At 39.2% G+C, this 14,829-nt stretch carries 9 protein-coding genes and 1 pseudogene; 5 read left to right on the top strand and 5 right to left on the bottom strand.

Annotated elements, in window-relative coordinates:
- Positions 1-13: 13 nt before the first annotated feature.
- On the bottom strand, positions 14-490 hold the full coding sequence (locus AB6M99_RS08340) for a glutathione peroxidase (RefSeq protein ID WP_121835544.1): 477 nt from the start codon (positions 488-490) through the stop codon (positions 14-16).
- A gap of 139 nt (positions 491-629) precedes the next feature.
- On the opposite strand from AB6M99_RS08340, the pseudogene AB6M99_RS08335 reads away from it, so the two are divergent.
- A pseudogene (locus tag AB6M99_RS08335) lies at positions 630-806 on the top strand (transposase); the annotation flags it as partial.
- A gap of 80 nt (positions 807-886) precedes the next feature.
- Here the strand turns inward: AB6M99_RS08335 and pepF are convergent.
- On the bottom strand, positions 887-2,683 hold the full coding sequence (gene pepF, locus AB6M99_RS08330; protein ID WP_369351229.1) for an oligoendopeptidase F: 1,797 nt from the start codon (positions 2,681-2,683) through the stop codon (positions 887-889).
- A 206-nt stretch (positions 2,684-2,889) separates the two neighbouring features.
- Between pepF and ppc the strand changes: the two genes are divergently transcribed.
- A complete protein-coding gene (gene ppc, locus AB6M99_RS08325) occupies positions 2,890-5,580 on the top strand; it encodes a phosphoenolpyruvate carboxylase (protein WP_121835548.1) in 2,691 nt (896 codons plus the stop codon).
- A 314-nt stretch (positions 5,581-5,894) separates the two neighbouring features.
- Here the strand turns inward: ppc and AB6M99_RS08320 are convergent, their stop codons facing one another.
- Entirely contained in the window at positions 5,895-7,061 is a 1,167-nt protein-coding gene (locus AB6M99_RS08320; protein ID WP_369350352.1) for an IS30 family transposase, read from the bottom strand.
- A 375-nt stretch (positions 7,062-7,436) separates the two neighbouring features.
- On the opposite strand from AB6M99_RS08320, the gene AB6M99_RS08315 reads away from it, so the two are divergent.
- Positions 7,437-8,666 (top strand): cell division peptidoglycan polymerase FtsW, encoded by a 1,230-nt coding sequence (locus tag AB6M99_RS08315; RefSeq protein ID WP_121836355.1) that lies wholly within the window; start codon positions 7,437-7,439, stop codon positions 8,664-8,666.
- A gap of 110 nt (positions 8,667-8,776) precedes the next feature.
- Here AB6M99_RS08315 and AB6M99_RS08310 read toward each other — a convergent pair whose 3' ends face one another.
- Positions 8,777-11,272, bottom strand: coding sequence for a pneumococcal-type histidine triad protein (locus tag AB6M99_RS08310; RefSeq protein ID WP_121836356.1), 2,496 nt, complete (start codon positions 11,270-11,272; stop codon positions 8,777-8,779).
- Between the two features lie 310 nt (positions 11,273-11,582).
- Here AB6M99_RS08310 and AB6M99_RS08305 point away from each other — a divergent pair, with 310 nt between their 5' ends.
- Both AB6M99_RS08305 and AB6M99_RS08300 read left to right on the top strand, forming a co-directional pair.
- Complete coding sequence (locus tag AB6M99_RS08305) at positions 11,583-12,083, top strand: RNA polymerase sigma factor (RefSeq protein WP_245962725.1); 501 nt, start codon at positions 11,583-11,585, stop codon at positions 12,081-12,083.
- Complete coding sequence (locus tag AB6M99_RS08300; RefSeq protein ID WP_121836358.1) at positions 12,067-13,158, top strand: anti sigma factor C-terminal domain-containing protein; 1,092 nt, start codon at positions 12,067-12,069, stop codon at positions 13,156-13,158. The genes AB6M99_RS08305 and AB6M99_RS08300 overlap by 17 nt, the downstream gene beginning before the upstream one ends.
- 267 nt (positions 13,159-13,425) lie before the next feature.
- On the opposite strand, the gene AB6M99_RS08295 is transcribed toward AB6M99_RS08300, so the two are convergent.
- Positions 13,426-14,592: an IS30 family transposase gene (locus AB6M99_RS08295; protein ID WP_369350352.1), complete on the bottom strand. Its 1,167-nt coding sequence runs from the start codon at positions 14,590-14,592 to the stop codon at positions 13,426-13,428.
- Between the last annotated feature and the right edge of the window lie 237 nt (positions 14,593-14,829).

The raw sequence follows: 14,829 nt of genomic DNA, 5'->3' as shown, positions 1-14,829 counted from the left end.
TTTCTAGCGTTTTTTATAGTAGTTTTTCAATTTCAGCAATCAATTTTTCAGGTGCAGTTGTTGGTGCAAAGCGTTTAACCACATGACCTTCGCGGTCAATGAGGAATTTTGTAAAGTTCCATTCAATCACTTTTCCAAAAGCACCTTTTTGCTCTTCTTTCATCCATTGGTAAAGAGGATGAGCAGCTTTGCCATTAACCTCAATCTTAGCAAAACGTGGAAAGGTTGTATTGTAATTTAAGCTACAGAAAGTGTTAATTTCCTCTGCTGTCCCTGGGCTCTGCTGTTTGAACTGGTTACACGGAAAATCGAGTACTTCAAAACCTTTGTCCTGAAACTGATCATAGAGCGCCTGTAACCCTTCGTATTGAGGCGTTAAACCGCAACCGGTGGCTGTATTAACAACGAGAAGGACCTTGCCTTTATAGTGCTCTAAGCTAAATGATGTGCCATCTTGCTTTGAAACAGAAAAATCATAAAATTGTGTCATAGTATAACTCCTTTTAGACTATCTTAGCACTTTTAGTAGAACCGGTCTATTGGGAAGAATAAAAATGTCAAAATGACGACTAAGAATAGAAGAACCTTAAAAAAGATGCTAAAATCGAAGAAAATAAAGAGGTTGGGCAAGACAGATTTTCGCTCAACGCAAGATTGATGTGGAACCTGTTTTTGGGCAGATAAAGGCTTGTTTGGGTTACAAGAGATGTAATCTAAGAGGTAAACGTCAGGTGACAATTGACATGGGATTGGTACTCATGGCTAATAATCTCCTAAAATACAATAAGAGAATAACTCAAAATTAAAAAGCTAGAGTTCCACTATTGGGAATCTCTAGCTTTTTTGTGACTGAGAACTATTTTGTCCCAGCCTCTTTTTAGGATATTTACTTCTCCAACTCTGCACTATACGCAACAATTTGATCAACGGTATCGCTGAGGAATTGGATGGTATCGCGGAGCGGTTTTTCGGTTGAAATATCAGCGCCGATGATAAGGGATGAATCAAGTGGTGTCTTGCTGCCGCCTGATTTGAGGAAATCAAGCCACTGGTTCGCTCCGTCAGGGTTATTTTTGATGTTAAGGTAGCCAGCAGTTGAAATCACGAGACCAGCTGAATAAGTGTAGCTGTAAAGCCCCATGTAATAGTGTGCTTGACGCATCCAAGTGAGTGCGGCATTGTCATCAATTTCGACAGCATCTCCCCAGAACTTGCTAAGGACGTCTTTCATAATGCTGTTGAGTTTTTCCGCTCCGAAGGTTCCACCATTTTCAATCAAGGTATAGACTTCGCGTTGGAAGGCTGCTTCGAGCAAATGAGTGATGAAGTTGTGGAAGTAGGTGTCTGTCAAACGATGAGCAAGTGCGAAACGTTTTTGACGTGGGTTGTTAAATTGATTTTCGAGATAATCGCTAAGGAGCAATTCATTCAAGGTTGACGGAGCTTCTACGAAATAGGTTGACATGTGGGCATTGAAGAAACTTTGGTTGTTATCTGAGAAGATAAATTGGCCAGAGTGTCCGATTTCATGAATCAAAGTATAGACATCAGACATACGACCAGTCCAGCTCATGAGAACATAAGGGTGGACGCGGTAAGGGTCAGCGGCATAACCACCAGAATCCTTGTTTTCATTAGCAGCAAAGTCAACCCAGCGCTCAGATTGGTAGCGAGCTACTTCTTGCGAATATTCTTGACCAAGCGGAGCAACTGATTTCATCACTAAGTCGTAGGCATCATCAATGGAAACTTCTGGATTGAGTTCATTGTCAATATCGAGTTTCCAGTCAGCGAAGGTCATTTTTTCAAGACCGTTAACAGCTGCCACATGTTTAAGGTAGCGTTGAGCCACAGGACCAAATTCGTTCATGATAAGGTCAATTTGGCGGTCGAACATGGCACGGTCAACCTCTTGTTCGTCTAGGAGGTAATCAAAGACAGAGTCATAACCACGCATATCAGCCAATAATTTTTCCGATTTTACCTTAGCTAAGTAAGCAGCGGCAGCGGCATTTTGATGAGCGCGTAAACCTTTTGAAAACGAACGAAAGGCTTTTTCACGAACCACAGCATCCTCGTGATTTTGATAGAAATTTTCATAGGTCACAAAACTATTTTTATAAACCTTGCCATCAATTTCAAAATCGTCCATAGCAAAGTCACCAGCACGCATCTTCGTATAGATGTCATAAGGTGCCCCTAGCACTTCACGGAGATTAGTGATGGCTTTTTCCACTTCAGGAGCTAGCAGGTGGGCCTTTTGGCGTTTGGCCTGACGAATAGCAGAGCTAAAATGAGGATTTTTTTCGAGTTCATCAAGAACGGCATCGTCAGCCTCTGCCAATGCAGTGTCAAAGAAGCTGAGCGCTACACTAGCTTTGGTCATGAAATCATCACCACTGGCAGCAATTTCAGCGAATTCTTCATTGCTAAAATCAGTTGTTTGTGGCATGAAAGAATAATTGATGATGTGGCTCTGTTGGATATAAATTTGTTCCAATTCATAAAGCGCAGCGGTGAAATCATCTGTGGTTTTCAAGTTGCCTTCGTAATTTTGTTTGAACTGAGCAACATCAGCCAAGGCTTTCTCGATAGCGAGTAAAAAGTCTTCGCGATCTTTGTAGAGGGCTGTTAAGTCCCAAAGTTCATTTTCTGGGAATTCTGAACGTGGTTTGAGTTCCATAGGAGGCTCCATTTCTATATTAATAATCTCATTCAGTATAGCAAAAATAGCTGTTTTTGTCAGTTTGCTATTGCAATCAGGTATTTTACGAACAAATAGCAAGTTAATTGTTTTTTTAGTGTTCTTTTCTGATAAAAAATAGTAAAATGAGAACATTAGATTATAAATGATTTTTACACTATACCTTATTAACAGGGAGTTATCGCATGGAAAAATTAGAAACTGCAAGTACAGGACAGGTTATCAGAGAAGAAGTCGTCATTTTGACAGACTTGCTTGATGAAACCGTGCAACATTTAGCAGGACAAAAAGTTTTTGATCAGATTCAACACTTAACCCAGCTATCTAAAGACAAACAATACCAGCTTTTAGAAAAGGAAATTGCAACTATTTCAACAGAGGACATGGAAGTCATTGCACGTTATTTTGCAATCTTGCCACTTCTGATTAACATTTCTGAAGACGTGGATTTAGCTTATGAAGTCAATTACCAAAATAATATGAGCAAAGACTATCTGGGTAAGTTGTCGACAACGATTGAACAAGTTTCACAAAATCCAGAAGCTCTTTCCGTCTTACAAAATGTCACAGTTGTGCCTGTCTTAACCGCCCATCCCACTCAAGTGCAACGCAAAACCATGTTGGGCTTAACCAAAAACATTCACGTATTATTGCGCCGTTACCGTGATGTCCGCATGGGCTTGCTCAATAAGGACAAGTGGATGGATGATCTTCGTCGCCAGATTGACCTCATGATGCAGTCTGATATTATTCGTGAGAAAAAGCTCAAGGTAAAAAATGAAATCACCAATGTCACCGAGTATTATCAAACCTCATTGATTCCAGCGATTACGACTTTGACCACTGAATATCAGCGCCTGGCGACAGAAAAAGGCCTTCCTCTTAATGCTCCAAAACCGATTACGATGGGCATGTGGATTGGTGGAGACCGCGACGGTAATCCTTTCGTAACGGCGGAGACCTTGCGTTTATCAGCAGAAACTCAGGCTGAGGTTATCCTGTCTTATTATTTAGGGAAAATAGCGGAGCTTTATGAAGCCTTTGCCTTGTCAGTTGGATTGGTTGGCACATCTGATGGTGTCAAAACATTAGCAGAGCAATCTTCTGATACTTCTATCTACCGTGAAAAAGAGCTCTACCGTAAGGCGTTTCATTACATCACAGAAAAATTAACCAATACTAAACGCTATCTGACAGAAAATCAGGATCTCTCTCCTCGCTATGATAAGGCGAGCGATTTTAAAGCAGACCTGATCACCATCAAACAATCTCTTCTTGAAAATAAGGGTGAAAATCTGATTAAGGGTGACTTGGCAGAGTTACTAGAAGCGGTGCGTATCTTCGGTTTTTACCTAGCATCAATTGACTTGCGTCAAGATTCTTCTATCCAAGAAGCCTGCGTAGCAGAATTACTAAAAGCTGCCAATATTGAAGCTGACTATTCAGCACTCTCTGAACAAGATAAAGTTGCTCTGCTTTTGACAGAACTAAAAGACGACCCACGCCTCTTATCAGCTACCCACGTTGAAAAATCAGAACTTCTAGAAAAGGAACTCGCTATTTATCAAGCTGCTCGTGAGCTTAAAGATAAATTGGGCGAAGAGGTTATCAAACAGCATATCATTTCTCACACGGAGAATGTCTCAGATATGTTAGAATTGGCTATTATGCTAAAAGAAGTTGGTCTCGTTGATACGGAACGTGCGCGCGTGCAGATTGTTCCTCTATTTGAAACGATTGAAGATTTAGATAGAGCCTCTGAGACAATGACAGAGTACCTGGCGCTTGATTTAGTGAAAAATTGGATTAGCAGTCAGAACGGCTATCAAGAAATCATGCTCGGTTATTCAGATTCTAATAAGGATGGTGGGTATTTATCATCAGGTTGGACGCTTTACAAGGCTCAGAATGAGTTGACGAAAATTGGTCAAGACAATGGAGTGAAAATCACCTTCTTCCATGGTCGTGGTGGTACCGTTGGTCGTGGTGGCGGTCCTTCTTACGATGCGATTACCTCACAGCCATTTGGTACGATTAAGGACAGAATTCGTTTGACAGAGCAAGGTGAAGTCATTGGTAATAAATACGGCAATAAGGATGCAGCTTATTACAATCTTGAGATGCTAGTATCAGCAACCTTGGGTCGCATGGTCACTAACCAGATTGTTGACAGCACTAAAATTGATGGCTATCGTGCCGATATGGACAAAATTGTAGCAGATAGTAACCGGATTTATCGAGACTTGGTTTTTGGCAATCCTCATTTTTATGACTACTTCATGACGGCTAGTCCGATTAAAGAAGTGTCAAGTTTAAATATCGGATCACGCCCAGCAGCTCGTAAGACGATTACTGAAATTTCAGGTCTACGTGCCATTCCTTGGGTATTTTCTTGGTCGCAAAATCGAATCATGTTCCCTGGCTGGTATGGTGTCGGATCTAGTTTCAAGCATTTTATTGACCAAGATAAGAGTAACCTAGCAAAACTTCAAGAGATGTATCAAAATTGGCCATTCTTTAAATCACTATTGTCAAATGTCGATATGGTACTCTCAAAATCAAACATGAACATTGCCTTTCGTTATGCTCAAATGTGTGAGGACCAAGCAGTGCGCGATGTTTTCAATGTGATACTTGACGAATGGCAATTAACCAAAAATATCATTTTACAAATTGAACAACACGATGACTTGTTAGAAGAATTGCCAAATCTTAAAGCTAGTCTAGATTACCGTTTACCATATTTCAATGTTCTCAATTATATCCAAATTGAATTAATCAATCGCCTGCGTGCAGGAAAATTAAGTGACAAAGAAGAGAAATTGGTTCACATCACCATTAACGGTATTGCAACAGGTTTGCGAAATTCAGGTTAAAAAGAACTAAAGAGAGGGAGAGACTCAAAAGTGTCCTGAAAATGGGACGAATGAGGATTCGCTAAATTCCCAAACTAACTTCCACCGTCTGTTAAAGTGGAAGTTAATCTGATAAAACCTCTAACAACCAGTGGAAATCCGTGTCAGGGTAAGTTCCACTGGTTTTTATAATGGTTGATTTTATTGCATTTTTAGGCGAATTTAGGTGAAAAAAGGGTACACAAAATCCCCTCATCTGAAAGCGTTTCAGATTAAGTTCCGTTATGGTGGAAGTTAGTGTGAGACGTTTGAGTGGCTTATATTTAGATTAGTTTTTAGAATTTATGTTGGAGTAATTTTGGGGACTGACAGACGTCTTCTGCGGGAATTAAGGAAATGCCAAGAAGTTTAGCCAGTTCTTCGTCATAGGTAAAGGTAAAGAGCTCATAAGCTGATTTCCCATTCAAAGCAGCGCGTTTCACGCTATTGACATGAGAACAGACTAGGTTGATATCGTCCTGAGTTAAGTTATCAAAAGAAGTTCCCTTTGGTAGAATATCGCGAATAAGGGAGTGATTTTTCTCAATTTTTCCTTTCTGGTCAGAGCGATTAGGGTCACAAAAGAATAGTTTAATCTCACCTCTGATATCCATCTCGATGTCATCAACTCTGGCAAATTCTCCGCCATTATCTGTAAGAATGATAGGGAAAACATCGAAGAAATTTCTATCAGCCTCATAAAGTGTGTTCTTGATGACATAGAAGTGTTTAGCGACCTCAAGAGCGGTTTTATTGTCCAGAAGTCTAGCGAAGATAAAGTTACAGAAAGACAAATTGAAGGTGAGTAATACTTTTCCGCCAACCCGTCCAATAACGGTGTCCATTTCAAGCCAAGAGGTCAGTTGTCTATGTGTCAGGTAGTTTTGGAAGTCCTCATAAGAACGCCCTTTTTTAGCTTCTTTAGGGATAGAAGGCAGGATAGATTTGCGCCTTTCTTTGAATTTTACAGCTCTAGCCAGATCAATAGGAGCGATAGAAAGGTATCCTTTACGGATGTGTCGATAGACGGTTGAGGAACTGACATCAAGGTTATGCGTTTTAAGGATGTGATAGATGTGTTGTCCCTTTTTCACACCATCAGAAATGACTTTATCCATATCCCAGAACGTTTGAGAGTTGAGAGGTGTTCCTTCTCGAGCCTCAACGAGGGTTTGTTCGTATTGTTTTTGAGCCTGTTTAGCGAGGTAGAAGATTTTCTTGTAGCCACAATTTTGTCTTCTCTTAGGACATCCGTTACAGACAAATGGGGATTTATCAATGAGAGGGCAAGGAAGCCCATCACTGGTAGAGGTTCTGACCTGTCTGTTACGTTTGACCTCTTTGGAAACGGTAGTAGGATCTTTTAGGATAGTTTGTCCAATGGCTTTGAAGGTTTCTCCACGTTCTAAGCCAAGTTGGATGTCATTGCGGTCTGAGAGGGTAAGGTGTTTATATTTTGTCATAGTAAGGACTCATTTCTAACACAAACGTCTCAGACTTAATTCCACCATAAAAATCCGTTTTAGACTAATTTCCACTTCGAAAGCTAAAGTGGAAATTACTTTGGGAAATTACCCGAATGAGGATTCCTCTCTTTCGTTTTTCCTTTGTTCGCAAATGATATGAAAACGTGCTATAATAAATTATTGACTGTATGAAAAATAAGACTCGTCAAAAATTAAAATCTAGCGTCATTATCTTAACTTGATGAACTTTATTTAGTTCTATCTGCACTTTCGTTGCCTAGTTAGCTTTTGATTTTTATGGAGTATAAGATTGAAAGGTCGTCTTTTAATCTATACTGAAATCTTTTATTTTTGACGATTTGAGGTGTTTTTATGAAAATAAACAAGCGGCATTTATTGAACTATTCAATATTTTTGCCTTATTTAGCCCTGTCGATTTTAGGGCTAATTGTCATTTATTCAACAACCAGTGCTAGTTTAGTACAGAAAGGTGCTAATCCTTTTAGCTCTGTCTTGAACCAGACAGTGTTTTGGTTTTTGAGTTTAATAGCGATTGCTTTCATCTACCGTTTGAAACTTGGTTTTTTGAAAAATACAAGTATTGTTTCAATAGCTATCTGGGTTGAGATTGGGATGTTGCTCTATTCACGTTTTTTCACAGAAACGGTCAATGGAGCGCACGGTTGGATTGCTATTACAGTTGCTGGGCGCAGCCTATTCACCTTCCAGCCAGCCGAATATTTAAAAATTTTGATTATTTGGTATTTGGCATTGATTTTTTCAAGACGGCAGGAAGAGGTGGAAATCTATGATTATCAAGCCTTGACTAGGGGAACTCTTTTTCCTCGAAAATTTCAAGACTGGCGCTTTTATTCAGCCTTGATGGTTTTTCTGGTTGCTTTTCAGCCAGACCTTGGTAATGCAACGATTATCATTCTAACAGCGATTATCATGTTTTCGGTTAGTGGTATTGGATTCAGGTGGTTTTCGGGTCTCCTAGCAGTGATTGTGGCAGGCTCAGCTGCATTTCTTGGGACAATTTCTATAGTTGGTGTTGATGTATTTGCTAAAATCCCTGTGTTTGGCTATGTGGCAAAGCGCTTCTCGGCTTTCTTTAATCCTTTTGAAGATGTTCAAGGTGCAGGACACCAATTGGCCAATTCATACTATGCCATGAGTAATGGTGGCTGGTTTGGTAGAGGTCTTGGAAATTCCATTGAAAAGCGGGGATACTTGCCAGAGTCTCAGACTGACTTTGTGTTTTCAATTATCATCGAAGAATTAGGTTACATCGGTGGGGCGCTCATTCTAGCCTTAGTCTTTTTCCTTATTTTACGGATTTTATTAGTTGGGATTAAGGCCAAAGATCCTTTTAACAGCATGATGGCGCTAGGAATTGGTGGTATGATGCTTGTCCAAGTCTTTGTTAACATTGGTGGGATATCAGGCTTGATTCCATCGACAGGGGTTACTTTCCCATTTCTATCCTTAGGGGGGAACAGTCTCTTGGTCCTATCAGTGGCCATAGCCTTTGTCTTAAACATTGATGCTAGTGAAAAACGCGAGGCTATTTATCGTGAACTAGAAGATACTTTATCATAATTATAAAAAGAGCTAGGACTGCGTTCAACATGAACGCGGTTCTAGCTCTTTTGTTTAAGTGGGGAATGCGGAGTGAGTGTGGCTATGCAGCTTATAGCTTAACTAGTGATTTATAATTCCTCTAAAACGATAGGAATAGATTTACCATCAGGTAATATGAGTTCCATGCTGCCGTCAGGAGAGAAGATAATACTGTCAAGGCCCACTCCATATTTTTGAGCAAAAGCAACTAACTTATCTTGAAGTTCCTGAGGATTAGGCTTCTCAGGTGTAGGAGTTGGTTGCATAGGTTGAGGAACTGGTGTAACCTCAGGGTCCTTTTGAGTTTCTGGTTGAAGTGCAAGTGATTCTAAATCTTTAGGATCAATAGGAATAGATTTACCATCAGGTAATATGAGTTCCATGCTGCCGTCAGGAGAGAAGATGATACTGTCAAGGCCCACTCCATATTTTTGAGCAAAAGCAACTAACTTATCTTGAAGTTCCTGAGGATTAGGCTTCTCAGGTGTAGGAGTTGGTTGCATAGGTTGAGGAACTGGTGTAACCTCAGGGTCCTTTTGAGTTTCTGGTTGAGGTGCAAGTGATTCTAAATCTTTAGGATCAATAGGAATAGATTTACCATCAGGTAATATGAGTTCCATGCTGCCGTCAGGCGAAAAGATAATACTGTCAAGTCCAACTCCATATTTTTGAGCAAAAGCGATTAACTTGTCTTGCAGTTCCTGAGGATTAGGCTTCTCAGGTGTAGGAGTTGGTTGCATAGGTTGAGGAACTGGTGTGATTTCAGGGGCCTCAGTCGATCTGTCTGGTTTAGTTGTCGAATCTAATACAGGGATTTCAACGAGGTAGTAGCTTTCATTTTCCTCATATGGATTAACCATAAAGGTCACTGGGATGACATTACCGGCTGTAGCTGTTGTTCCTTGATTGTTTTTAGGGATAGGTAGGGTAATCGTACCAACGGTATAATTGTTTTCCAAATAAGGAGTTCCATGGAAATCATCGAATACTCTGACAAGTGCTTTAGTGCCAGTTGTTAGTGGAAATTTAGTCGTTACTCGGAGAGTTGTATCACCGGCATAAAAAGGTTCAAATATAGCATGTCGTGCCATTTCATAGGCTAATGAACCGTTAACTTTAAAATGTCCGCTGTAAGTGACTTCGGGATAATCTTTAGAGCTAATAGTGTAATTAAAAACATCCCCTGGTAAGTAGGATTTGTCTAATTCAAAATTAGCGATATTCCCTACTCCAGAACCAAAGACAAAACCAGAGAGCTTTTCTAAGGTCTTTCCATCAGGTGTCAGCAAGGTTACACGAATGTTAGTTCCCAAATCTTTTTTGAGAGTTGGAGAGAAAATAAATGAGACACGTTTCTGACCGTGATCCAATGTGAAAGCCTGGTTATTAAATGTCCCAGAGCGTAAAAGTTGAATGGCTTTCTGTAATTCCTCGCCTTGGTAAACTTTATCGGTAGATTTCTGATCAACTCCAGCTTCAGGATCGAAAATCTCATAATTATTATGAGAATGTCCACCTCCATATGGTTTTTTCTCATCAATAGGCTCAGCATGATGGTGGTCTCCATGAGGATAGATGATAGCATTTTTTTCACGATCAACTGTAATTTGTTCACGTTTGAGCCCATATTGTTTCATGATACGAGCTAACTTTTTTTCCAATTTAGCTTCAAAATCAGATTGTTCCTGCGGATTTACTTTCGGAAGAGAAAGATTCGGCTGTGTTGGGTTGTTTAACTGTTCTTTTTGGGCAAGAAAATCTTCTGCTGCTTTTTTCTCTTCATCTGAAAGTTGTTCCTTAGGAATCCAGTGTTGATGCCCTCTATGACGAGCTAAATAACCATTACCATGACGGCTAATAATATCCTCAGCTTTAAAAATGTATCCGTCAGAGGTTGTATATTTTCCATTAGCTTTAGCGTAGTTGATTTCTTGCAAGCTATAAACAATATCACTGTTTGCTTTACCATGACGCTCTTCTAAAGGTGTGACAGAATGCTTAGGTTCAGAAAAATGTAGTGGTTTTCCTGGTGTTAGTTGTGATTTGGGAATATAGTGATAGTGGTCACCGTGCCGAACCGTATAACCATTCTCATCTTCAGCAACGATATCATTTGGATTGAAAACATAACCGTCATCAGTAGAATTGGTGGATTTACTATTAACGATTGACTGTGATTTGTTCTGGCGAGAAGGGGTAGAGGCTATTTTATGAGAATCATTAGGGATGAGGTATTCCCACTTACTTCCCTTTAAGTCATCATAGAAAATAAAGTGACTGTGCCCATCGTGTTTAACAATAATTCCAGTTGAGGTTTTATTTTCGATCTGAGACTCATCGGTTAATAAAAAGCCATCATCTGTAGGTTTATCGATACCAGGAACAACTTTCTTTTTGGAAGAATCCTTAGATTGAGTTGCTTTAGTTGTTTTATCTGATTTAGATTTCTGACTTTTTTTAGATTCTTGATGTTTTTTTGAACCATGTTCATGGCTGTTTTTAGCAGGTGCTTGGCAGGCGGTTAAAGTAATATGACAGGTTAATGCCAATCCGATAATTGTAAGTATTTGTTTTTTTGCTTTCATAATAAAATCCTTTCTAAAATAAAATACTTAACTAGTTAAAGATTAACCATTTAAGTATATCACTGTAATGTCATAAAAACAAGAATTTTATACATAGAGAATTTATCAGAGTAATCACAATTGGTGAATCGGAAAGGTTTAGCATTGCTGATAAGCGATAGGTGGATCAAGTAAGGGCGCTTATCTTACAGTTATAGACCGTCTATTCTGAACTATTGAGAGTTTGATAAAAATATTTTTTTAAAGTTTGTAACCAATTTACTCATTATTCGTTATACTAATGAAAAGAGAAAAGTTAGGAGGTGAATTGATGAAACTTTCGGGTTATGAGGCCTATTTAGTTGATGTTGCAGAGGAAATTTGTTTTTATTTGATAAAATCAGGAGCAAAAGCAGAAGATGCAAAGGATATAGCACAGGATATTCTAGTTAAAATACTTGCAAGTGACATCGTACTACCTGCTGATAAAATGCGAGCCTGGCTTTATCGTACAGCCATTCGAACCTATATTGACAAGTATCGGCGTGATAAACGCTATCATGAGATTTTGCAAAAGGCTTTTTTTACAGAAGAGACTTGGATAAAGTTCGATGATAAAACCTATGAACCTCTCTCTCAATGCCTGCTCAGCTTGGACCAAAAGTATCGCCTACCACTTGACCTTTTCTATTTTCAAGACCTGACGGTTAGGGAAATAGCAGAGCTACTTCACTATAGTGTCAGTAAAGTCAAAATCAATCTTATGAGAGGACGAAAAGCCCTCCGACAAAAATTAGAGAAAGAAGGATATACCTATGAAGACTTTATCTAACTTTGAAAAAATTGCAAAGAAAAATAAACGTAAGAATACTCTTCGTAACATTTTACTAAGTACTATTCTGGTATTGGGAATTCTGTTTGCGACTTATATGGGGTTAAATTATCTGACCAGTCGTAATGGAGAAAACATTCGTGATAGCTATGTATTGGAAAGTGAAATTGCCTATCCTAATATTTCTTACAGCACATGGGGCTATAACGCAACCTCTCAATTTACAGGAAATTTTTACTCTGACCGCTTCAAAGATATTGATGGGATTATTGTTCCATTTGAACCTTTTGAAGTCAGTTACTCCCTTCGCCTATTAGGTGGTGGTAACAGTAGTGCAGGAACGATGTTAGGTGATGATAATCACTCAAAATATACACGAGGAAGTAGCTACAAGGTACCTATTTTCTACAATGTAAACTATGATTATAATAGTAAAGACAGTTATGTAAAAGTGACACAGGATATTGCACTCACTTCAGAAATGTCTGGTCAAGCAGTAGAGATGGCGATTACTTTTGATAAAGGTTATACACTGGAAGAAATCATGGAAATGATTCCAGATAATCTAAAGATAAACTGGTACTGGATTGGTACGACAAGTAAGTATGATACTAGTACAATACAATTAAGTGATACATTTGGCATGACCCATAATGAAGAAGCGACCATGACTTATCAACAAGCTAAAGAGTGGGAAAAAGCAGCAAGAGAAGCAACGAAAAAAGATAAAAACCCTGACTTATCCAAAATTGATATAGGCGCACCAGATTCTGTTGATGCCTTGACTGGTTTACAAAACAGCTATACGATTTTCCAAGGATATGCTAAGGAAGCATTGGAAAAAGATTACTTAGGTAGCACATACGGTGGTGCAGACGGAAGTGAATTAGATACGAAGAAAGATATTAAGGCCTATTTGAAAAACAACTCTGATCCAAAAACTGCCAAATTTGCTGGTGTTATTTTGACAGGTCGTGCTGAAAACTTCAAACAGTTGGAAAATGCTAGCTGGATTTACGCTTCCAATATTGGTCAAAGCGTCGAAATTCAGCCATATCACCACTTAGAAAAGTAAGAAAAAAGTAAGAGCTAAATTCCCAAACTAACTTCCACCGTCTGTTAAAGTGGAAGTTAATCTGATAAAACCTCTAACAACCAGTGGAAATCCGTGTCAGGGTAAGTTCCACTGGTTTTTATAATGGTTGATTTTATTGCATTTTTAGGCGAATTTAGGTGAAAAAAGGGTACACAAAATCCCCTCATCTGAAAGCGTTTCAGATTAAGTTCCGTTATGGTGGAAGTTAGTGTGAGACGTTTGAGTGGCTTATATTTAGATTAGTTTTTAGAATTTATGTTGGAGTAATTTTGGGGACTGACAGACGTCTTCTGCGGGAATTAAGGAAATGCCAAGAAGTTTAGCCAGTTCTTCGTCATAGGTAAAGGTAAAGAGCTCATAAGCTGATTTCCCATTCAAAGCAGCGCGTTTCACGCTATTGACATGAGAACAGACTAGGTTGATATCGTCCTGAGTTAAGTTATCAAAAGAAGTTCCCTTTGGTAGAATATCGCGAATAAGGGAGTGATTTTTCTCAATTTTTCCTTTCTGGTCAGAGCGATTAGGGTCACAAAAGAATAGTTTAATCTCACCTCTGATATCCATCTCGATGTCATCAACTCTGGCAAATTCTCCGCCATTATCTGTAAGAATGATAGGGAAAACATCGAAGAAATTTCTATCAGCCTCATAAAGTGTGTTCTTGATGACATAGAAGTGTTTAGCGACCTCAAGAGCGGTTTTATTGTCCAGAAGTCTAGCGAAGATAAAGTTACAGAAAGACAAATTGAAGGTGAGTAATACTTTTCCGCCAACCCGTCCAATAACGGTGTCCATTTCAAGCCAAGAGGTCAGTTGTCTATGTGTCAGGTAGTTTTGGAAGTCCTCATAAGAACGCCCTTTTTTAGCTTCTTTAGGGATAGAAGGCAGGATAGATTTGCGCCTTTCTTTGAATTTTACAGCTCTAGCCAGATCAATAGGAGCGATAGAAAGGTATCCTTTACGGATGTGTCGATAGACGGTTGAGGAACTGACATCAAGGTTATGCGTTTTAAGGATGTGATAGATGTGTTGTCCCTTTTTCACACCATCAGAAATGACTTTATCCATATCCCAGAACGTTTGAGAGTTGAGAGGTGTTCCTTCTCGAGCCTCAACGAGGGTTTGTTCGTATTGTTTTTGAGCCTGTTTAGCGAGGTAGAAGATTTTCTTGTAGCCACAATTTTGTCTTCTCTTAGGACATCCGTTACAGACAAATGGGGATTTATCAATGAGAGGGCAAGGAAGCCCATCACTGGTAGAGGTTCTGACCTGTCTGTTACGTTTGACCTCTTTGGAAACGGTAGTAGGATCTTTTAGGATAGTTTGTCCAATGGCTTTGAAGGTTTCTCCACGTTCTAAGCCAAGTTGGATGTCATTGCGGTCTGAGAGGGTAAGGTGTTTATATTTTGTCATAGTAAGGACTCATTTCTAACACAAACGTCTCAGACTTAATTCCACCATAAAAATCCGTTTTAGACTAATTTCCACTTCGAAAGCTAAAGTGGAAATTACTTTGGGAAATTACCGAAAAAAGTAAGATTTGGTGAAAACGCACAAAAAGCTTGCAATTATTTGGTAATTTGATAGAATGGTAAGGTAAAGTTAGACCGTATTGCCTACTGTCTATCTATAAAATATATTTTATTGGAG

Source organism: Streptococcus hillyeri, assembly GCF_041081565.1.
Classification (GTDB): Bacteria; Bacillota; Bacilli; order Lactobacillales; family Streptococcaceae; genus Streptococcus; species Streptococcus hillyeri.
This window is presented reverse-complemented; position numbering and strand designations above follow the sequence as displayed.